Below are 21,361 nucleotides of genomic sequence, written 5' to 3'. Positions count from 1 at the left end.
GTTACAAAAAACGGAAGGATTAACACTAAGTTAAGATTTGTTCGCAAGTGTACACATCCTTTAATCGCACACCTTTTTCGGTATGCTGCACGGTTATGATTTCGTTATGAGCATCATGTTCTAAAAATAAATAGTAATTATTAGTCGCCGCCGCATCTAAAAATTTTGTCTTTTCAGGCATTGTTAACAGTGGTCTTGTATCGTATCCCATTACATAAGGAATGGGAATATGTCCGGCTGTAGCCAATAAATCAGCACAAAAAACGATTGTTTTGTCCTTGTATTGAATATGTGGAATCATTTGTTTTTCGGTGTGACCATCGACAAAAAAGATTCCAAAGTCCAACTCTGACTTATCAAGAAAATCACCATTAGGTCTTTTTATAAAATTCAGTTGTCCGCTCTCTTGCATGGGTAAAATATTCTCTGATAAAAAAGAAGCTTTCTCTCTAGGATTAGGTTTTGTCGCCCATTCCCAGTGACTTTCATTCGACCAAAATTTAGCATTTTTAAAAGCTACTTCGTATCCTGTTTTATCTTTATTCCATTGTGCACTTCCACCGCAGTGATCAAAATGCAGGTGTGTCATGAAAACATCGGTCACATCATCCCGACTAAAGCCATGTTTTGCTAATGATTTATCCATAGAATGCGAACCCCAAAGCGAATAATATCCAAAGAATTTTTCAGATTGCTTGTCTCCCATTCCGGTGTCAATCAAAATTAGTCTGTTTCCATCTTCGATTAGTAAGCAACGAGCAGCAATATCAATTAAGTTATTAGCATCAGCAGGATTTGTTCTATTCCAAATCGTTTTTGGCACCACGCCAAACATTGCTCCTCCGTCTAATTTAAAATTTCCGGTTTCTATAGGATATAATTTCATTGTTTGTTTTTTTTAGAGACATTAATAATCAAATATAACCGATTCTTATGGAATGACGTTTATTTTAACTTTTATACTCCACAAAAAAAGCCACAACAACTAGCGTGTTAAACTAGATATTGTGACTTTATTGTCGTGATAAAAACATTTACTGCTTCATATCATGAAATAACTTTTTCAGTTTTACATTTTCTTGAATATCATGTTTCTCACCAGAATTGAGTGCATTAATATACTTGATGCGCTCCTCAGTTATGGGATGAGAACTTAAAAATTGTGGTATTGACATCGTTCCTTTAGACTGTAACCTTTTAAAAAGATTGGACATGCCCTTAGGATCCACTTTATTCTTTGTCACAATTTGGAGTCCTTTTAAATCTGCTTCTTCTTCAAATTTTCTAGAAAATGAAAGCGACTGTAGGCTATTGACATTGTCACCAATAATTGCCATCACTCCATTTGCATCACCTAAAATAGCCGAAATAAAGATATATCCTGATAAGTTGCGACACAACATTTTCATCGAATGCCTTCCAGTAACATGCGCTGACTCATGACCTAACAATGCAACAAGTTCGTCGTAATTTTGCATCTTGTCCACAATACCTGAATAAACCACAATAGTTCCATTAGGCAAGGCAAATGCGTTAACGACATCTTCATTAACATAAACAAAATTCAGTGGTTTTGTATTGTTAAGCTGCAGCTCTTTTGCGAAAGCATTAAGGGATTTTGTCTTAGCCGAATCTACCTCCGAAAAAAGCAAACTCTGCTCTACAAAACTACTACCTAATTTGTCATCATAACTCTCAGGAATTATAGCTACTGACTTCTCTCCAAACCACGGAATAACATATACATAAGTTAGACCAATTAATGCAAAAATTAAAAGCGCTAAAACCATGTGCATTTTAATACCCAAATTGATTAAATGCTCGTACCAGTTCTCGTGACCATTTTCTTTTCTAAAAAGCTTAATATGATTGATAAAAGCAGCATCCGCAATTTTTATAATTTCTATAGCATCATCACCTTGATGCTGCATTTGCAAACCAGTATCAAGAGTTTCAAAAACCACCTCTTTAATAAACCATTCGTTTTTATAAACTGTAGCAGTTTCAAATGTAAAACTGTGTTTGTGTTTGTTCAAAAAAATGGTGATGTTTTGAGGGACAGATGATTTTCCATCGTATAAAATTGCTTCGGCTTGATGATTCATAACTTATACTATAAAATCAATATCTAAGAAATCACTAATATCATCACCTGTAGCATCTTTAAAATTAGCTTCAGTTTGTTGCAAAGTATCTAAGTCAATATTTCCCTCTAACTTGATATGATCAAAGATAAATTTGATTGTACGTGTAACTACCCATGCATACCCAAATCCTAGAGTAAAAATGATTATTAATAAATTAATGACAACCAATCCTACAAAATCACCACCTGTTGCAGTAGACGTAAAGGTAATTTTCTTATCGTCCTTATAAAGAGATAGATTGTCGATATAATAATTAAAAATATCTTTTTGCCACCAAAACATATAAATTCCAAGTGTGATTACGCTTAAAAAATAACCTTTAAAATTAAGGAAAAAATAATCTCTTCCATCTCCATCATAATTTAACTCAGCATCTCCAAAACGAACATTACTCAATACGTAGTTACGAAGATTTATTTTTAGCCAAGAACCATAGATTCCAAATGTGATTATAGTGAAGAAAATCCATTTAAAGAAAAGCAACGTAAATTCTTTTCTGTCGCCTCTATATCCAAAACGGATCCCTCTCCAGGAAGTTCTAGACATCCTATAACGATAAGAGCCATGAATAGCTACAGGCAAAATAGCGATAATTCCTAAATAGAAAAATACTCCCCCTAGTATTGGCATTTGTAGATAAAATAAAACTCCCATAATTAAAGCCAAACAGAAAAATAATCCAATTGCCTTAATAAATCCTTTGAACATTTCTTTTCCAGTTCCGTGAAAAGCAAAAGAATCTTCGTTTAGCGTAGTCTGTCCAAAAATAAATTGCAGTGTTTTGGCTTTCGCCCAAGGGTAGTAAATACCAAGAGTAACAATCGTTAAAAGCCAGTTGATAATTACAATTCCGAAAAAGTCGCCTCCTTTTCCTTTAAAATCTAAATTGTAAGTCATTTTTTTAGGTAAAAAATCTTCCATAAATGGTTAAAGTTAATGTTAGTTAAAAATTTGTAAGTTAAAAATCGTTAAATATATGTTATTTAATCGAAACGGTTATAATAAGTATTTTCTATTTTACTATTAGTTATAAAAATGTTATCAATTATGGAAAAAGGTTTTTATATAGTATCTTTGTGGTTAATTTAGACAAAATCAATATAACAATGATAAAGGTTTCTGATACTGCCAAAAAGAAAATCGTCGATTTGATGACAGAGGACGGTTTTGACGCTGCTACAGACTATGTAAGAGTAGGTGTAAAAAGTGGAGGATGTTCTGGTTTGTCTTATGATTTAAAATTTGACAAAACTAAAAACGAAGAAGATAAGATTTTCATAGACAACGACATAACAATCGCTGTTGAGAAAAAATCTTTCCTTTATTTAGCTGGAACAATTTTAGAATTTTCTGGCGGAATTAACGGAAAAGGATTTGTTTTTAACAATCCAAACGCAACTAGAACTTGCGGATGTGGAGAGAGTTTCTCTTTATAACCAGATAATCAAATGCACTCATGTCGCAAGATTTGAGTGCTTTTTATAAGATTACAATTATACAAGATTATTATAATAAAGGTTAGTCTTTCATTTTATGAGTTGCTAGACCTTTAAATCTATAAATAAGAATGAGCAAATACACTGAAGACGATTTAAAAATCGAACTCGAAAACAAAGAATACGAATACGGATTTTACACTGAGTTAGAATCGGAAACGTTTCCTATTGGTTTAAATGAAGATATAGTTCGTGCTATTTCACACAAAAAAGGCGAGCCACAATGGATGACTGATTGGCGTATTGAAGCATTTCGTGCATGGGAAACTATGATTGAACCAGAATGGGCAAATGTTCACTATGAAAAGCCTGATTTTCAAGCGATATCTTACTATTCAGCACCAAAAGCAGTGGATCCTAATAAAACATTAGACGATGTAGATCCTGAGCTTTTAGAAATGTATAAAAAGTTAGGAATCTCTGTTGACGAGCAAAAAATGATGAATAATGTAGCCATGGATATCGTAGTTGACTCGGTTTCGGTAGCTACAACATTCAAGAAAACATTAGGAGAAAAAGGAATCATATTCATGAGTATTTCTGAAGCTATTAAAGAGCATCCAGAATTAGTTCGTAAATACCTAGGAACTGTTGTCCCTCAAAAAGACAACTTTTATGCAGCATTAAACTCAGCTGTTTTCTCTGATGGCTCTTTCTGTTATATCCCTAAAGGCGTACGTTGCCCAATGGAATTATCTACTTATTTCCGTATCAATCAAGCAGGAACAGGACAGTTTGAAAGAACGTTACTTGTTGCAGATGCAGGAAGTTATGTAAGTTACCTTGAAGGATGTACTGCACCAAGCCGTGATGAAAACCAATTGCACGCTGCAGTTGTGGAATTAATCGCACTTGAAGATGCCGAAATTAAATATTCGACAGTACAAAACTGGTACCCAGGTAACAAAGAAGGAAAAGGTGGCGTTTTTAACTTTGTGACTAAAAGAGGAATTTGTGAAAACAACGCAAAAATCTCTTGGACACAAGTAGAAACAGGATCTGCAGTGACGTGGAAATATCCTTCGGTTATCTTAAAAGGAGACAACTCAGTAGGTGAATTTTATTCGATCGCGGTAACTAATAATTTCCAACAAGCAGATACTGGAACAAAAATGATCCATTTAGGTAAAAATACTAAATCGACTATTATTTCAAAAGGAATCTCGGCAGGTAGATCACAAAATAGTTATAGAGGTCTGGTACGTATCTCACCTAATGCAGAAAATGCTCGTAACTTCTCACAATGTGATTCGTTGTTAATGGGTAATAACTGTGGTGCACATACTTTTCCTTACATCGAAAGCAAAAACCCTTCAGCTAAGATTGAACACGAAGCTACAACTAGTAAAATTGGTGAAGACCAAGTTTTCTATTGCAACCAACGTGGAATTCCAACTGAAAAAGCAATTGCTCTTATCGTAAACGGTTTTAGTAAAGAAGTTTTAAATAAATTACCAATGGAGTTTGCTGTTGAAGCACAGAAATTATTGGAAATATCTTTAGAGGGTTCTGTAGGTTAGAAAATTTGCAAATGAGTTAATTTGAAAATTTGAAGATGGAGAATAAGGAAAACATTATCGTTACCCTGACATTTAAGTTTGCATTAGGAATTATAAGCTATTGTGATACTTTACAGGAAAACAGAAAATTTGTAATTGCAAATCAATTACTAAAATCCGGAACTTCCATTGGTGCAAATATTCGAGAGGCTCAAAATGCAGAAAGTAAAGCCGATTTTATACACAAATTTAAAATTTCGGCTAAAGAAATAGAAGAGACAATCTACTGGTTAGAATTATGTAAATATTCAAAAGACTATCCAAATGTAGATCAATTACTAGACCAAGTGAATGCAATTTCACGAGTAGTAAATAAAATAATAATTACATCTAAACAAAAATAAACTTGGATTTTCCAAATTTCCAAATTATCTAATTTCCAAATTAATTATGTTATCAATTAAAAATTTACACGCTTCAATAGGCGACAAAGAAATATTAAAAGGAATTAATCTTGAAATAAAAGCGGGAGAAGTTCACGCGATTATGGGACCTAACGGTGCAGGAAAAAGTACTTTATCAGCAATTGTAGCTGGAAACGACACTTACGATGTGACAGAAGGAGAAATTTTCTTGGATGGTGAAGACCTTTCAGAGTTAGCTCCTGAAGAAAGAGCACATAAAGGCGTTTTCCTTTCTTTTCAATATCCTGTTGAAATCCCTGGAGTATCAGTTACTAACTTCATGAGAACAGCAATCAACGAAACTCGTAAGGCGAAAGGACAAGACGAAATGCCTGCAAACGAAATGTTGAAATTGATTCGTGAAAAATCTGAATTATTAGAAATCGACCGCAAGTTTTTGTCTCGTTCTCTTAACGAAGGATTCTCTGGTGGAGAGAAAAAACGTAACGAAATTTTCCAAATGGCAATGCTAGAGCCAAAAATTGCAATCCTTGATGAAACAGATTCAGGACTAGATATTGATGCTTTACGTATTGTTGCAAACGGTGTAAACAAATTGAAAAGCGATAAAAATGCAGTGTTAGTGATCACGCATTACCAACGTTTACTTGATTATATCATTCCAGATTTTGTACACGTATTATACGATGGTAAAATTGTAAAATCAGGTGGGCCAGAATTAGCACACGAGCTAGAAGAAAAAGGATACGACTGGATAAAAGCAGAGAACTAAAAAAGTTTCAAGTTTCAGGTTTTCTTTGTTTCAAGTTAAAAATTGAAACGACAAATAACTGAGACAAATTAATGAAATGTATGGCTACTATAAATCGATTTGAAGATTTAGAAATTTGGAAAGAAGCAAGGAGACTTGCAAAGGAGATACATATCATCTCCACTGAAACTGAATTAAAAAATGATTATCGATTTAAAGATCAAATTAAGGCTTCTTCGGGCTCAGTAATGGACAATATTGCAGAAGGTTTTGAAAGAGACGGAAATATTGAATTTAGACAATTTTTATCGATTGCTAAAGGTTCGGCAGGCGAAACAAGATCTCAATTATTTAGAGCTTTTGACTTTGCTTACATAGAGGAATCAAAATTTGAATTGCTAAAAAAAGATTATGAAAACTTAAGCGGTAAAATAAAAAACTTTATCACTTATCTTAATAAAAAAGATTTTAAAGGGAATAAGTTCCAATAGGCAAAACCTGAAACTTTAAACTTTAAACCTGAAACAAAATTATAATGGAATTGAAAGAAAAATTAATCTCGTCTTTTATGGCTTTTGAAGAGCGCATCGATGTTCACTCTGAACTTCATGATGTTCGTACAGCAGCCTTAAAAAACTTTGAAAATAAAGGTTTCCCAACCAAAAAAGAAGAAGCGTGGAAATACACATCGTTAAATGCCATTTTAAAAAATGACTTTACCGTATTTCCTAAAACAGAAAGTAACATCCAATACTCGGATGTTAAGAAGTATTTTTTACATGAAGTTGATACGTACAAAGTTGTATTTATTGATGGTGTATTTAGTTCCCACCTTTCTGAAACTACGCACGAAGCTATTGATGTTTGTTTGATGGCATCTGCCCTTACAAAGCCAAAATACAAATCGGTTATCGATACTTACTTCAATAAAATTGCAAACAAAGACGAGAGTTTAACCTCTTTAAATACTGCTTTTGCAAACGAAGGTGCTTATATCAATATCCCAAAAAGTAAAGTTGCAGACAAGCCTATCGAAATCATGTATTTCTCTACAGGAAACGAAGCTGCTTTAATGGTACAACCACGTAATTTGATTATTGTACATGAAAATGCGCAAGTACAAATTATTGAGCGTCACCAAAGTTTAAGCGAAAATCCAGTATTGACAAACTCAGTAACTGAAATCTTTGCCGAAAAACACGCAATCGTAGATTTTTACAAAATTCAAAACGATAACGATACTGCTAATTTAGTTGACAATACGTATGTGTCGCAACAACAAGACAGCAGTGTAGCGGTAAATACATTTAGTTTTGGTGGAAACCTAACTAGAAACAATTTGAACTTCTACCACTTTGGAGAGCATATTGTAAGCTACTTGAACGGAATCACAATTATTGGCGAAAAGCAACACGTAGACCATTACACACTAGTGCAACATGCTACGCCTAACTGCGAAAGTCACCAAGATTACAAAGGGATTTTCTCTGATAAATCAACGGGTGTTTTTAACGGAAAAATATATGTTGAGAGAGAAGCGCAAAAAACAAATGCCTTCCAAAAAAGCAACAACATTCTATTAAGCGACAAAGCAACGATTAATGCCAAACCGCAATTAGAAATTTTTGCTGATGACGTAAAATGTTCGCACGGTTGTACAATTGGTCAACTTGACGAAACAGCAATGTTCTACATGCAACAACGCGGAATCCCTCAAAAAGAAGCTAAAGCATTGTTGATGTATGCCTTTACAAACAAAGTAATCGAAAGCATTAAAATACCAGAATTGAAACAACGCATCACGAAACTTATTGCAAGTAAATTAGGTGTGAAAATTGGATTTGATTTGTAATAATCAAAGACCTAAAATAATTAACCCTTTCCGAGTTTTAACTTAGAAAGGGTTAATTTTTTTTGGAGCTATTTCCAGCTATCCGTTACAATCTTTTGGCAAGGCTAAAAAACGCCTTCCCAAAAGGATTTTCACTGCTATCTGGGCTAAAAAATATTATTCATTCACACACATTAGCTCAATATACTTTTTAGTAAATTTTAAAAAATCATCATACTCCTTTAAAAATACTTTCAAATCAATCGAACTAAATTCTGGAGAATTTTTTGAATCATTGTACTTCATTAAATATGCAAAAGCAACTGGATATGCAGAACCACGATAAGAATTAAGCTGAGCATTAATGAAGGAATGTTTATATCCATTAGAAATTTCATTCAATGTCAGTAAAATACTTTTAAACTTATCAAATTCCCCATCAAAACATTTTTCCTTATTAAGAAACTCGCCAATTGAACTCACTTTAATCTTCAGCGGATATCTAGTATTTTCTTTAAAATAACTCAATATGAAAATCAAAGATATTAATTCATCCGACGTCTTTCTTAACCAATAAAAAAGCTGTTCAATTTTCATTATTTCTTTATAACCTATATCAAGACTTAAATCGACAGTTCCGCTTAACACTAATTCCTTTTTCGAATTATAAAAATCATCATAAATATTTATAATTTCACTATTGCAATTTTCGATTCTAACAACAATTTGCATCCAAATTAGATTTAAATTACCAAAATTAGTGTTAGTTGGTAAACAAATAAACAGCAATACATTAAAATTTGCTTTATACTTCTTCAAAGCCTCCATCAATGGATAATTTTCGTTTATCATAATTTACTTCTTAAAACTCCCCAAAATCCCTTTCAGCATACCGTTGACGTCAAACTTAGCATCTTCGGTTAGACCCATTCGTACAATTACTAAATCCTGAGACGGAATGATAAATACCTTCTGTCCTTGAAAACCATTGGCAGAGTATAAATCCTTAGGTGCATCAGGATATCTTCCTCCAGCATTTAGCCAAAAGTGTGCTCCATAATCACCTTTGGATCCATTGGTAGGTGTCGCTACATATTTGGCCCAGCTTTTATCGAATAATTGGTCGCCATTCCAGTTTCCTTCGTGTAAATACAGTAAACCAAATTTCCCCCAGTCGCGCGTGGTTGCCCAAGCATAAGACGAGCCAATGAAATTTCCTGCCATATCAGTTTCAACGACCATAGAGTTCATACCAATTTTATCAATCAGCGCCGAGTACCAAAAATCTAAATATTCTTGATGCGTCTTAAATTGATTTCTCAAAATATAAGACAATAAATTAGTCGTTCCTGAGGAATAGTTCCAATGGGTATTAGGTTTGTAGGCAACTTTCTTTTCTAACTGAATGCGACCCATATTACGTGATAGAAACAACATTTTTGTCGCATCGCTAATAGCTGTATAATCTTCCTCCCATGCTAAGCCAGAATTCATGTGTAGCAAATCACTGGTTGTGATAATCTTACGATCGTCATTTTTCCATTCTGGGATAGGAGCAGGTGTATTGATAGTATATTTTCCTTGATACTGTAGAATCCCAAATACAGTCGCGGTAATACTTTTGGTCATTGACCAACCTAGAATTTTACTTTCTTTATTAAAACCTGTATCGTATTTCTCAGCGATAATTTTGTCTTTATAAATAACTAGTAAGGATCGTGTGCGCTTAGCGACAGTTCCTTCGGTGTCAAAAGCATTGGCCACAGCCGAATTTAATTTGGCATAATCCACATTTGAAAAAACCGTGTCTTTTTGCTCCTTATCTCCATAAGGAAAGGTCAAATTATTTCTAGATTTATTTCGCTTAGGTATTTCATAAGGGGTACTACTATCAAAATCCTCATCAATCAAAGTAGCTCCTAAACCTTCACGGTAAATCGCTTTACGTTCTTTCAATCCATAAACAGATGCCGTAGCAAACTTACCAGCTTCATTTATTTTGTTTTTAGCTAAATCAATCAGCTTTATATCGTTGTCTCCCTTTTCGATCATTTCCTGTGAACGACCATCAATAAAATGTCCAGACGCTATACTTTTGGCTGAAAAGCCCGAGATTAAATCCAGTTTAGGATAGGTCGTGAAGCCGATATAAAAAACACCTATAAGTAAGGCAATACCAACAAGCTTTAAGAATTTTTTCATAAGGAGTTATTTTAATGCAATTTATTAAAAACATTTAAGGTACATAAATAAAGTTCCATTTAACTTTATAACTGTTTTGATACTAAACCATAGTTAAGAATCTATTAAAAACTTGGATATCGTAATTTCATAGTGGTTTATATTTAGTACTTTTGTATGTAGAATTTTTCTAAATAATTATGCTAGACATTCAAAAAATAAGAGCCGATTTCCCTATTCTTTCTGAAAAAGTTAATGGAAAAACATTAGTATATTTCGATAACGGAGCAACCTCTCAAAAGCCACAAGTGGTTATTGATGCTATATCAAAATATTATCAAGAAATAAATGCTAACATCCATCGCGGAGTACATACTTTGAGTCAGTTAGCTACTGATGCTTATGAAATCTCGCGTGGTAAAGTGCAAAATCATATCAATGCCCAATTTTCGCACGAAGTACTTTTTACTTCAGGAACCACTTTTGGCATTAATTTAATCGCAAATGGATTTGCTTCTATCTTAAAAACTGGTGACGAAGTTTTAGTATCAGCATTAGAACATCACAGTAACATAGTGCCTTGGCAAATGTTATGTGAGAAAACTGGAGCGGTCTTAAAAGTGATTCCGATGAATGAGAAAGGCGAATTGATAATGGCAGAATATGACAAATTATTGTCAGATAAAACTAAAATCGTCACTGTTAATCACATTTCGAATGCTTTAGGAACGGTTAATCCTATAAAATATATGATTGACAAAGCACATGAAGTGGGTGCTGCTATTTTAATTGATGGCGCACAAGCGGTACCTCATATTAAACCTGATGTGCAAGCACTAGATTGTGATTTCTATGTTTTTTCAGGACATAAAATGTGTGGTCCTACGGGAACAGGTATTTTATACGGAAAAGAAGCTTGGTTAAACAAATTACCTCCTTATCAAGGTGGTGGCGAAATGATTAAAGAAGTCACTTTCGAAAAAACTACTTATGCTGAACTACCTCATAAATTTGAAGCGGGAACGCCTAATATTGCTGGCGGTATTGTATTAGGAACGGCAATAGATTACATGAACAGTGTAGGTTTTGAAAATATTCAAGAACAAGAACTTAAATTATTAGAATACGGTACTAAGCGTTTGCTAGAAATTGAAGGTTTACGAATTATAGGAACCGCAGCCGAAAAAACATCAGTGATTTCGTTTAATATTGAAGGAATTCATCCATATGACATTGGTACGATAATTGACAAATTAGGAATAGCGGTTAGAACAGGTCACCACTGTGCGCAACCAATTATGAATTATTTTAATATTCCAGGAACAATCCGTGCTTCCTTTTCTTTTTATAACACAACAGAGGAAATTGACGCTATGGTTGCAGCCTTGAAAAAAGCGCAAATGATGCTATCTTAAAACTATCAATATGAAACTATTTTCTTTACTATTCTTGACATTATTCCTTGGAAAAGGTTGCGATAACAATAAAAATCAAGATATCAATACTGCTATAATCGAGTATGTCGCTAATACAAGAGGATATTATCAAAAAGTAGCTATTGAGAAACAAATGGTTTCTGTTTCTAAAGAGCGTAGTGGAAATGATAAAATAGTTCCAACAAAAATAACTGATGCAGATTGGAAAGAACTAATCGCCATCTTTAAAGAAGTGAATTTGGATGAAATTAAAGATTTAAAATCACCAACAGAAAAGCGTTTTTATGATGGTGCGGCTATAGCCAAATTGACAATAACCTATAAAGGAACTACTTATGAAGCCCCTAGCTTTGATCATGGTTTTCCTCCTTATGAAATAAAGACGTTAGTAAATAAAATAAACTCATTTGTAAAACAAGACAATGAAGATTAAAGACATACAAGAAGAAATAGTAGATGAATTTTCCATATTTGATGATTGGATGCAACGTTATGAATACATCATTGACCTTGGAAAAAACCTGCCATTAATAAAAGAAGAGTTCAAATCAGAAGAAAATTTAATCAAAGGGTGTCAGTCTAAAGTGTGGCTACAAGGTGAGCAAAACGACGGCATGGTTGTTTTTACAGCTGATAGCGATGCAATATTAACTAAAGGAATCATCGCGATTTTGATTCGGGTATTTTCAAATCAAAAAGCTGAAGACATCATTGCAGCCGATATGAATTTTATTGATGAAATAGGACTTAAGGAACATTTATCTCCAACTCGCGCAAATGGATTAGTTTCCATGATAAAAAACATTAAAATGTATGCTTTAGCATTTAATGCTAAAAAATAACAAATAGTTTAAGTGAACCTTTATGGCTCAACAACAGAAATAATAAATAAAAGAATAAAAATGGAACAAGAGATAGATACAAATGAATTAGGAGAAGCAATCGTAAAAAAATTAAAAACAATTTACGACCCTGAAATTCCAGTTGATATATATGAATTAGGATTGATCTATGACGTGATGGTAAATACTGATTACGAAGTAAAAATATTAATGACACTTACTTCTCCTAACTGCCCAGTTGCTGAGAGTTTGCCAAAAGAAGTTGAAGACAAAGTAAGATCTATTGAACACGTAAAAGATGCTGAAGTAGAAATTACATTTGACCCACCATGGAGTAAAGATTTAATGAGTGAAGAAGCAAAACTAGAACTAGGAATGTTGTAAAAGAGTTTCAAGTTTAAGGTTTCAAATTGATTGTGACAAAATCAAACTAGCAACCTTAAACCTTAAACAAAAACAGATGGAAGAAATCATAAATAAAGTAGCGAGTAGTGTTCTTGAGGTTTTTGATCTTGAGGATTATTATCCAAAAGGTATACGAACACAAATTGATATTTCGCAATGGTTATTAGAGGGGTTCTTATTGAAAGAAAAAGATTTTAGAGAACACCTTAAAAATCATGATTGGGCACAATACAAAGACCATTATGTAGCAATTAATTGCAGTACAGATGCTATTGTTCCAGCTTGGGCTTCGATACTCGTAACGATTCAAGTAGCACCCTTTGCAAAAAAAATTGTAAACGGTATCCTTGAAGATTTAGACGCTGCCTTATACGAGGAAATTCTTGCCAAGATGGATTATACTGTTTACCAAGACAAACCTGTTATTATTAAAGGTTGTTCTAAAAAACCCGTTCCTATGCGTGCTTATGTTTTAGCCGCACAAAACTTGCAACCATTTGCAAGAAGCATTATGTATGGCGAAGCATGTTCAGCAGTGCCTTTATATAAAACGGCTAAAAAATAAAATAGTTACAATTTATAACGCAAATTTGGCGAAGAGAGAGCAATACTTTTTTCGCCAAATTTGCGTTATTTAGTTTATTAACAACGTGAATAAAATATTTTAATGCATCTAGTCGAGAATATTCGCAGTTCATCTAAAAAAATAATCGCCAGTTTCTAACTCTAAAAAATAAACTTTTTATAGCTATTTTTAATGGTATCAAAAGTGTAAAACTAAATCAATAAAAACCGTTATTTAACAAGATACACTACTAATTATCAGCATTATACAAAAAAGCAAAAGAGGTATAAAAATAACATATTTTTTCTATAAATTTAACAAATTAAAGCAATAGAAATAAGATACAAAAAAAAACACAAACAACTTAAATTCAGAAGATTATACTATTACGTATTCTCATTATTTTAATTACCTTTGTCTTTTTAAAACAATATTTATGAAAAAATTACTACTTACATTCCTATTTATTTTTGCATTAACAACTGTAAATGCGCAGGAAGTTGTAAAAGATTCTACAAAACTTTGGACTAAAAAAGGAAACATCTCCTTATTATTCAATCAATCATCATACAATAAACAATGGCTTGGTGGTGGTACATCTAATGTGGCTGGGAATTTCGGAATAAACTATGATTTTAACTATAAAAAAGATGATGTTGTTTGGGATAATAAATTCATTCTTGCTTATGGTTTAAGTAAAATAAAAGGAGATGATCAAACAGCAAAAACTGATGACCGAATTGAATTGAACTCACTTTGGGGTAAAAAAGCGTCAGGAAACTGGTACTACTCCGCTTACTTCAATTTCAAGAGCCAGATGGATACTGGTTTAGACAAAGACAATGTGCGTATTTCACACTTTTTCTCACCTGCTTACTTCCAAGTAGGTCCAGGTATGTTATGGAAAAAAAGTGATAATTTAAGTGTTAACTTTGCTCCAGCTGCTGCAAAAGCAATTTTTGTTCACAGCCATTTTACTGAATTTGGACCTTCATTTGGAGTTTTACAAGGTGATAATTCTCGATTTGAATTTGGAGCAAGCATATCAGCTTATTATAAGTTTGTTGTTATGAGTAATGTTTCTGTGGAAAACAGATTAAACTTATATTCTAATTATTTAGACAATCCTCAAAATGTTGATGTTGATTACCAAATGAATGTTGTGATGAAAATCAACAAATACCTTTCGGCAAATGTTGCTCTACAGGCTATTTATGATGATAACTCCATAAAAGGTGTTCAAGTAAAAGAACTTTTTGGAATTGGTGTAAACTACGGTTTCTAAGTCAAACCATATTAAATCAAAAATCCCTTTTGAATACTTTTCCAAAGGGATTTTTTTATTTGGCTCAGTACTAATCCTTGATAGAATTTACTACTGTATTTTTACTACTGTCCTACCTTTTAATTTACCTTCGAGTATTAATTTTATTTTTTTATTTAATTCATTCAATGTAACTTCATTACAAGTTGCTGCGAAAGCATCCGTTTTCCATTCCTTTGCTAATTTATTCCACACCTGCTCTCTATATGACATTGGGTAATTTTGAGAATCGATACCTACAAGTGCAATACCTCTTAGAATAAAAGTAAAAACAGTAAGGTCTCGTTTTGGAGAAGCGACGTTTCCGCAGCAGGTAATCACGGCTCACATAAATTTACTGGAGATTAAGCAAAAAGCTTTTCCATTCTAAAGAGAAAGAATTTTACATCTACTACGCCTCTTTGATTAGCTCTAAATAGTTTTATCTTAGAATTAAATGATTCTGTATTTGCATTTGTATGTCTTTTAATAAAGAAGTTCAAAATGGTTTCTAAATGATATTTCAAGCTGTTTGCAGCGGTATTGAAATCGTTTAACTTTAATAGTTTAGTTTCCTCTATCCAGTTTATAATTTGGTCTTTTGCTATTTCTTTTAAGGTTTGTTCATAAATGTTTCTAAACTCTAGGGTATTTTTGTAAGCTTGATGCAATAAAGGGTAATTTTTAAATAACAGTTCTGCTCTTATTTTTTGGTTTGTTGTCCAATGGTTTTCCTTTTTAGCAATAATGTAACGACTTCTAGCTAATAACTGCTTAGGAGTATCATCGTTCTCAAGAGTAATTGGAATATATTTTGTCCCCAGTTCTTTGGCCTGTTTAATTGCTTGATTCTCTTTTTCTATTGCGTCCCATCTCAATTTAATTCTTTGATGTTGTAAAGCTTCCATTACCAATTTTACAACGTGGAATCGGTCGGTAACTAAATTACTTTCAGGAAAACTCATTCTTGCGGCCAATTGCATATTATTAGCCATATCAAGGGTTATTTCCTTTACCAATTTTCCTTTACCAATTTTCTTTTATCTAATGGAATTTTATTCAAAACGTCAATGATATCCTGACTTTTAGTCCCTTTTATAACTGCTACTAATGTGTTTTTCTTTCCTCTTCCTTTTTTATTGGTTACAAAGGTATAAAGCTCTCCTTTTGATAAACTCAATTCATCAATACTAAGATTTTCTCCAATGTTTTCAGGATATAGGAGAATTCAAGAACCTAACGCAACAAATGATAAATTTTATCTTTGTTGAATTATGGAAAAAAAGTACAAAAGATTATCCTTCGAAGAACGTATTATAATTGAGACTTTACTCAAGGAAAATAAGTCCAAAAGCTACATTGCAAAACAAGTAAACCGAAATAGATCCACCATTACCAAAGAAGTGAAACTTTGGATATTAAAGCCAACCGACATCTACAAGGCTGATTTAGCACATTGGTATGCTTTAGAAAACAATAAAATCAAAAGAACTCAAGATAAAATAAACTCACATCCCAGACTTAAAATGTTCATTTATAGAAGTTTATTAAAGGGGACGAGCCCTGAATTAATGGCTGGACAAATCAAGGTATTATACCCAAATGACCCTATTATGTCCATTTCTTACGAATCTATTTATAAGCATATTTATAGATTTAGACAATCTACGTTGGGTAAAAAACTAATCAAACTTCTACCCTATCATCATCACAAAAGACGGGACAAAAGGAAATATGGTATAAAAAAAACTCGAATCAAAGACCAAGTCAGTATTGATGATAGACCTAAATATATCGAGGAACGCCTTGAAGCTGGACATTTAGAAGGAGATTTAATGATTGGTGTAGCACACAAAAGTGCTATTGGAACCATTGTAGATAGAAAAACTAGATTTTTAATTATTGTAAAAATCAACAACAGAAAATCCAAAACAGTAACTCACGAATTTGCAAAGCTCTTAAATAAACAACCTCAATACCTCAGAAAAACAATGACTTACGATAACGGAATAGAAATGGCTAATCATAAATGGCTCTCAGAAAAAACTGGAATGGATATTTATTTTGCACATCCATACTCCTCATGGGAAAGAGGAACAAATGAAAATACTAATGGACTAATTAGAAGGTTTTTACCCAAAGGAACCGACTTTAACACAATAACTATTGAAGAACTAAAACGAATAGAAAACAACCTAAATAACAGACCTAGAAAGGTTTTAGGTTTCAAGACACCTAATGAAATGAGAAGCGAGGAAATCAACAAAATGAATCAAGCAACGGCTTAAGTTTGGAAATAACTTTTGGCTCCTTAAAAAGCCAAAAAAGTTATTCTAAAATTAAGCACATTATCTAAGAAAAATACTAAATTTGATTAATTAAAAAAAACTAACACTGTTGCGCTAGACCCTTGAATCCGCCATATCAAATAATCTTCGGCCTGATTAAATTGTTCCCAATCTTTAAAACCACTGATTTTTTTCTTGTAATGACGTTGTAATAAATTAGCTTTAATACCATAGTAACTAGCAATATTACTTATCGTATCTTCTCGGGTCTCGGTCTCGACCTGTATCTTTTAAAAAATCTGAAAGCTCAACTGTTAATTTTGAGCCTTCAGCTATAAAAGAATAATCACTTTTGATTTCTATGCTTCTATCTATTTTATTACGCCATCTTCGTCTTCGAATAACTAAATAAACTGCTTTTCCTCTTATTGGAAAGTCTTGTATTAAAGCTCGTTCATAAAACCCTTTAGATTCAAATTCATTAGGATTGTAGTCTTTGGGAAGAATGTTCTTCTCATCCAAATAAATAAAGAAACAATCTTTCTTTGTTTGAAAATTCCCCAACTCTTTGAAATCAACAATATCAAAATGAAATAATAGTCCTTCGGGTAGAAAGGAAGAAAATATCGAAAAATCCATTTGCTTTTTTTTGCTAATTTAAAATTTATCCCCAACTTTTTTATCTGAGCCGTACAAATGCTTCAGCGGAATCCTTCAATGCTAAAATAAAAGCTTTTAGGACTCTCCCGATAGCTATCGGGATAGAGGAGTGAGAAACATAGAATTTTTCCTGTTTAGGTTAACGAAAATCTATGCCTAATTTTTACTACTCCACAGGTTTTAGTTATGATCCAAGGCACGATACCCAGTTAATCAATAGAGCTTTCAGGAGTGCTCCCACATAAATACATAACTAATTTAAAACAAAAAACCCCTATCCTTATCGGATAGGGGTTTTTAAAGAAAGGCGACGACATACTCTCCCACATAACTGCAGTACCATCTGCGCAGGCGGGCTTAACTACTCTGTTCGGGATGGGAAGAGGTGAGCCCCGCCGCAATAACCACCTTAAGGTCTTGCTTAGGGACTAGCCATTAGCCATAAGGCATTAGCTAGCATCTAATTTAGTAAGTAGTTTTAGACTTTGCCTAATCACTAATTAACTAATAATATCTTAACATACTGAGATAAAGAAAAAAGTATTAATCTTGACTTTCACTGAGCGAAGTCGAAGGGAGAAAGTTTCCCCAGTGCACTTTCGTGCACTGGAAAGGGTGTACATAAGCTTACGGATTATTAGTACTACTCGACTATGACATTACTGCCTTTACATCTATAGCCTATCAACGTGGTCATCTCCCACGATCCTTAAAAGAAATCTCATCTTGTGGTGGGTTTCGCGCTTATATGCTTTCAGCGCTTATCCCTTCCAAACGTAGCTACTCTGCGATGCCACTGGCGTGACAACAGATACACTAGAGGTTTGTCCAATTCGGTCCTCTCGTACTAGAATCAGATCCACTCAAATTTCTTGCGCCCACAGTAGATAGAGACCGAACTGTCTCACGACGTTCTGAACCCAGCTCGCGTGCCACTTTAATGGGCGAACAGCCCAACCCTTGGGACCTTCTCCAGCCCCAGGATGTGACGAGCCGACATCGAGGTGCCAAACCCCCCCGTCGATATGAGCTCTTGGGGGAGATCAGCCTGTTATCCCCGGCGTACCTTTTATCCTTTGAGCGATGGCCCTTCCATGCGGAACCACCGGATCACTATGCTCTACTTTCGTACCTGATCGACCTGTATGTCTCTCAGTCAAGCTCCCTTATGCCATTGCACTCTACGCACGGTTACCAAGCGTACTGAGGGAACCTTTAGAAGCCTCCGTTACTCTTTTGGAGGCGACCACCCCAGTCAAACTACCCACCAAGCAATGTCCCCCGCATTCGCGGGGTTAGGCTTCAGACAAACAAAGGGTTGTATTTCAACAATGACTCCACAACGCCTAGCGACGCCACTTCACAGTCTCCAACCTATCCTACACATCATTTGTCCAAAGTCAATACTAAGCTATAGTAAAGGTGCACAGGGTCTTTTCGTCCCACTGCGGGTAAGCGGCATCTTCACCGCTACTACAATTTCACCGAGCTCATGGCTGAGACAGTGTCCAGATCGTTACACCATTCGTGCAGGTCGGAACTTACCCGACAAGGAATTTCGCTACCTTAGGACCGTTATAGTTACGGCCGCCGTTTACTGGGGCTTCATTTCAATGCTTCTCCGAAGATAACATCTCCACTTAACCTTCCAGCACCGGGCAGGTGTCAGGCCCTATACTTCATCTTACGATTTTGCAGAGCCCTGTGTTTTTGATAAACAGTCGCCTGGACCTCTTCACTGCGGCCAGCATTGCTGCTGGCGACCCTTCTCCCGAAGTTACGGGTCTATTTTGCCTAATTCCTTAGCCATGAATCTCTCGAGCACCTTAGAATTCTCATCTCGACTACCTGTGTCGGTTTGCGGTACGGGTACTATTAACCTGAAGTTTAGAGGTTTTTCTTGGAAGCCCTTAGGTGCACTATCTCTTCGTCCGAAGACTCCGAGTACTATCGTATTTCCCCAAGCCGCGTGGATTTGCCTGCGCAGCTTATAGGTAGGTACTTCAACGAACTATTCCGTCAGTTCGCGGCACTTTCATCACTCCGTCACCCCATCACAGTTAACAGTAGTACGGGAATATTAACCCGTTGTCCATCGACTGTCCCTTTCGGGTTCGCCTTAGGTCCCGACTAACCCACAGCTGATTAGCATAGCTGTGGAAACCTTAGTCTTTCGGTGTGCGGGTTTCTCGCCCGCATTATCGTTACTTATGCCTACATTTTCTTTTCTCACCGGTCCAGCATACCTTACGATACACCTTCTACCCTGTGAGAATGCTCCCCTACCACTTACAATAAATTGTAAATCCATAGCTTCGGTAATATACTTATGCCCGATTATTATCCATGCTCGTCCGCTCGACTAGTGAGCTGTTACGCACTCTTTAAATGAATGGCTGCTTCCAAGCCAACATCCTAGCTGTCTATGCAGACAAACCTCGTTCTTTCAACTTAGTATATATTTGGGGACCTTAGCTGATGGTCTGGGTTCTTTCCCTCTCGGACTTGGACCTTAGCACCCAAGCCCTCACTGTTACGAAACATTATATAGCATTCGGAGTTTGTCAGGAATTGGTAGGCGGTGAAGCCCCCGCATCCAATCAGTAGCTCTACCTCTATATAACTTTAAACATAACGCTGCACCTAAATGCATTTCGGGGAGTACGAGCTATTTCCGAGTTTGATTGGCCTTTCACCCCTACCCACAGATCATCCCAAGACTTTTCAACGTCAACGGGTTCGGTCCTCCACTTTGGGTTAACAAAGCTTCAACCTGTCCATGGGTAGATCACACGGTTTCGCGTCTAACACTACTGACTAAAGCGCCCTATTCAGACTCGCTTTCGCTACGGATCCGTGGCTTAACCACTTATCCTTGCCAGCAACGTTAACTCGTAGGCTCATTATGCAAAAGGCACGCCGTCACCCCACTAAAGGGCTCCGACCGCTTGTAAGCGTATGGTTTCAGGATCTATTTCACTCCGTTATTCACGGTTCTTTTCACCTTTCCCTCACGGTACTGGTTCACTATCGGTCTCTCAGGAGTATTTAGCCTTAGCGGATGGTCCCGCCAAATTCAGACAGGATTTCTCGTGTCCCGCCCTACTCAGGATACCACTATTGTTATCTTCTATTACTTATACAGGGCTATCACCTTCTTTGGCTTTACTTTCCAGTAAATTCTAATTCTATCCGCAACAAATAACGTGGTCCTACAACCCCAACATTGCCGTAACAACATTGGTTTGGGCTAATCCGCGTTCGCTCGCCACTACTTACGGAATCACTTTTGTTTTCTTCTCCTCCGCCTACTTAGATGTTTCAGTTCAGCGGGTTTGCCCACCCGAAGGTGTACTAGATCTTCAATCTAGTGGGTTGCCCCATTCAGGAATTTACGGATCAATCAATGTGTGCTTGTCCCCGTAACTTTTCGCAGCTTATCACGCCTTTCATCGCCTCTGAGAGCCAAGGCATCCCCCATACGCCCTTATTTTGCTTATTGTACTTTTTTTTAGCCAATAGCCAGAAGTTA

General features: G+C 35.1%; 22 protein-coding genes and 2 rRNA genes. 13 read left to right on the top strand and 11 right to left on the bottom strand.

Features of this window, described 5'->3' with window-relative positions; genetic code table 11:
* Positions 1-25 precede the first annotated feature (25 nt).
* The 3 genes from ACVEGE_RS07600 to ACVEGE_RS07590 form a co-directional block, all read right to left on the bottom strand.
* Positions 26-886 carry an MBL fold metallo-hydrolase gene (locus tag ACVEGE_RS07600; RefSeq protein ID WP_173856006.1) on the bottom strand — a complete coding sequence of 287 codons (861 nt, stop codon included), beginning with the start codon at positions 884-886 and terminating at the stop codon, positions 26-28.
* Between the two features lie 148 nt (positions 887-1,034).
* Positions 1,035-2,105: a M48 family metallopeptidase gene (locus ACVEGE_RS07595; protein ID WP_192499876.1), complete on the bottom strand. Its 1,071-nt coding sequence runs from the start codon at positions 2,103-2,105 to the stop codon at positions 1,035-1,037.
* A gap of 3 nt (positions 2,106-2,108) precedes the next feature.
* Positions 2,109-3,068 (bottom strand): YjgN family protein, encoded by a 960-nt coding sequence (locus tag ACVEGE_RS07590; RefSeq protein ID WP_192499875.1) that lies wholly within the window; start codon positions 3,066-3,068, stop codon positions 2,109-2,111.
* A 185-nt stretch (positions 3,069-3,253) separates the two neighbouring features.
* On the opposite strand from ACVEGE_RS07590, the gene ACVEGE_RS07585 reads away from it, so the two are divergent.
* The 6 genes from ACVEGE_RS07585 (at position 3,254) to sufD (ending at position 8,170) form a co-directional block, all read left to right on the top strand.
* Positions 3,254-3,583, top strand: coding sequence for a HesB/IscA family protein (locus ACVEGE_RS07585; RefSeq protein WP_173851362.1), 330 nt, complete (start codon positions 3,254-3,256; stop codon positions 3,581-3,583).
* 131 nt (positions 3,584-3,714) lie between these two features.
* A complete protein-coding gene (gene sufB / locus ACVEGE_RS07580; RefSeq protein ID WP_173856008.1) occupies positions 3,715-5,163 on the top strand; it encodes a Fe-S cluster assembly protein SufB in 1,449 nt (482 codons plus the stop codon).
* 35 nt (positions 5,164-5,198) lie between these two features.
* Positions 5,199-5,546, top strand: a complete 348-nt coding sequence (locus tag ACVEGE_RS07575) for a four helix bundle protein (protein WP_173856009.1) — start codon at positions 5,199-5,201, stop codon at positions 5,544-5,546.
* 46 nt (positions 5,547-5,592) lie between these two features.
* Complete coding sequence (gene sufC, locus ACVEGE_RS07570) at positions 5,593-6,339, top strand: Fe-S cluster assembly ATPase SufC (protein WP_192499874.1); 747 nt, start codon at positions 5,593-5,595, stop codon at positions 6,337-6,339.
* An 80-nt stretch (positions 6,340-6,419) separates the two neighbouring features.
* Positions 6,420-6,809: a four helix bundle protein gene (locus tag ACVEGE_RS07565; RefSeq protein WP_192499873.1), complete on the top strand. Its 390-nt coding sequence runs from the start codon at positions 6,420-6,422 to the stop codon at positions 6,807-6,809.
* 44 nt (positions 6,810-6,853) lie between these two features.
* On the top strand, positions 6,854-8,170 hold the full coding sequence (sufD, locus tag ACVEGE_RS07560) for a Fe-S cluster assembly protein SufD (RefSeq protein WP_173851370.1): 1,317 nt from the start codon (positions 6,854-6,856) through the stop codon (positions 8,168-8,170).
* 156 nt (positions 8,171-8,326) lie between these two features.
* On the opposite strand, the gene ACVEGE_RS07555 is transcribed toward sufD, so the two are convergent.
* Both ACVEGE_RS07555 and ACVEGE_RS07550 read right to left on the bottom strand, forming a co-directional pair.
* Complete coding sequence (locus tag ACVEGE_RS07555; RefSeq protein ID WP_173851372.1) at positions 8,327-9,001, bottom strand: hypothetical protein; 675 nt, start codon at positions 8,999-9,001, stop codon at positions 8,327-8,329.
* 3 nt (positions 9,002-9,004) lie between these two features.
* The gene (locus tag ACVEGE_RS07550; protein WP_192499872.1) at positions 9,005-10,351 is read right to left on the bottom strand and encodes a serine hydrolase domain-containing protein; all 1,347 of its coding nucleotides are present in this window, start codon (positions 10,349-10,351) and stop codon (positions 9,005-9,007) included.
* A gap of 179 nt (positions 10,352-10,530) precedes the next feature.
* On the opposite strand from ACVEGE_RS07550, the gene ACVEGE_RS07545 reads away from it, so the two are divergent.
* The 6 genes from ACVEGE_RS07545 to ACVEGE_RS07520 all read left to right on the top strand — a co-directional run bounded on the left by ACVEGE_RS07545 (position 10,531) and on the right by ACVEGE_RS07520 (position 14,863).
* On the top strand, positions 10,531-11,745 hold the full coding sequence (locus ACVEGE_RS07545; RefSeq protein WP_192499871.1) for an aminotransferase class V-fold PLP-dependent enzyme: 1,215 nt from the start codon (positions 10,531-10,533) through the stop codon (positions 11,743-11,745).
* A 10-nt stretch (positions 11,746-11,755) separates the two neighbouring features.
* Positions 11,756-12,199 carry a hypothetical protein gene (locus ACVEGE_RS07540; RefSeq protein ID WP_192499870.1) on the top strand — a complete coding sequence of 148 codons (444 nt, stop codon included), beginning with the start codon at positions 11,756-11,758 and terminating at the stop codon, positions 12,197-12,199.
* Complete coding sequence (locus ACVEGE_RS07535; protein WP_192499869.1) at positions 12,189-12,608, top strand: SufE family protein; 420 nt, start codon at positions 12,189-12,191, stop codon at positions 12,606-12,608. The genes ACVEGE_RS07540 and ACVEGE_RS07535 overlap by 11 nt, the downstream gene beginning before the upstream one ends.
* A gap of 60 nt (positions 12,609-12,668) precedes the next feature.
* Complete coding sequence (locus ACVEGE_RS07530) at positions 12,669-12,992, top strand: SUF system Fe-S cluster assembly protein (RefSeq protein ID WP_173851382.1); 324 nt, start codon at positions 12,669-12,671, stop codon at positions 12,990-12,992.
* Between the two features lie 76 nt (positions 12,993-13,068).
* Positions 13,069-13,578: a DUF2480 family protein gene (locus ACVEGE_RS07525; RefSeq protein WP_173856017.1), complete on the top strand. Its 510-nt coding sequence runs from the start codon at positions 13,069-13,071 to the stop codon at positions 13,576-13,578.
* Positions 13,579-14,014: 436 nt separating this feature from the next.
* Complete coding sequence (locus ACVEGE_RS07520) at positions 14,015-14,863, top strand: DUF3078 domain-containing protein (protein ID WP_192499868.1); 849 nt, start codon at positions 14,015-14,017, stop codon at positions 14,861-14,863.
* A gap of 90 nt (positions 14,864-14,953) precedes the next feature.
* Here the strand turns inward: ACVEGE_RS07520 and ACVEGE_RS07515 are convergent, their stop codons facing one another.
* The 3 genes from ACVEGE_RS07515 to ACVEGE_RS07505 are packed head-to-tail and all read right to left on the bottom strand — an operon-like array spanning position 14,954 to position 16,061.
* Positions 14,954-15,223: an MDR/zinc-dependent alcohol dehydrogenase-like family protein gene (locus ACVEGE_RS07515; protein ID WP_225738046.1), complete on the bottom strand. Its 270-nt coding sequence runs from the start codon at positions 15,221-15,223 to the stop codon at positions 14,954-14,956.
* 23 nt (positions 15,224-15,246) lie between these two features.
* Positions 15,247-15,876, bottom strand: coding sequence for an ISAon1 family transposase (locus tag ACVEGE_RS07510; protein WP_255505323.1), 630 nt, complete (start codon positions 15,874-15,876; stop codon positions 15,247-15,249).
* Positions 15,877-15,893: 17 nt separating this feature from the next.
* Positions 15,894-16,061 (bottom strand): hypothetical protein, encoded by a 168-nt coding sequence (locus tag ACVEGE_RS07505; RefSeq protein WP_225738044.1) that lies wholly within the window; start codon positions 16,059-16,061, stop codon positions 15,894-15,896.
* Positions 16,062-16,155: 94 nt separating this feature from the next.
* On the opposite strand from ACVEGE_RS07505, the gene ACVEGE_RS07500 reads away from it, so the two are divergent.
* Positions 16,156-17,169, top strand: coding sequence for an IS30 family transposase (locus ACVEGE_RS07500; protein ID WP_173854735.1), 1,014 nt, complete (start codon positions 16,156-16,158; stop codon positions 17,167-17,169).
* A 246-nt stretch (positions 17,170-17,415) separates the two neighbouring features.
* On the opposite strand, the gene ACVEGE_RS07495 is transcribed toward ACVEGE_RS07500, so the two are convergent.
* The 3 genes from ACVEGE_RS07495 to ACVEGE_RS07485 form a co-directional block, all read right to left on the bottom strand.
* Positions 17,416-17,808: an ISAon1 family transposase N-terminal region protein gene (locus ACVEGE_RS07495; RefSeq protein WP_192502033.1), complete on the bottom strand. Its 393-nt coding sequence runs from the start codon at positions 17,806-17,808 to the stop codon at positions 17,416-17,418.
* A gap of 323 nt (positions 17,809-18,131) precedes the next feature.
* Positions 18,132-18,241, bottom strand: a 5S ribosomal RNA gene (gene rrf / locus ACVEGE_RS07490).
* Between the two features lie 205 nt (positions 18,242-18,446).
* Positions 18,447-21,331, bottom strand: a 23S ribosomal RNA gene (locus ACVEGE_RS07485).
* Between the last annotated feature and the right edge of the window lie 30 nt (positions 21,332-21,361).

It is taken from the genome of Flavobacterium sp. PL002 (genome assembly GCF_054165825.1).
Note: the sequence above shows the minus strand (reverse complement) of the source record. Positions and strands in the feature narration are given on the sequence as shown.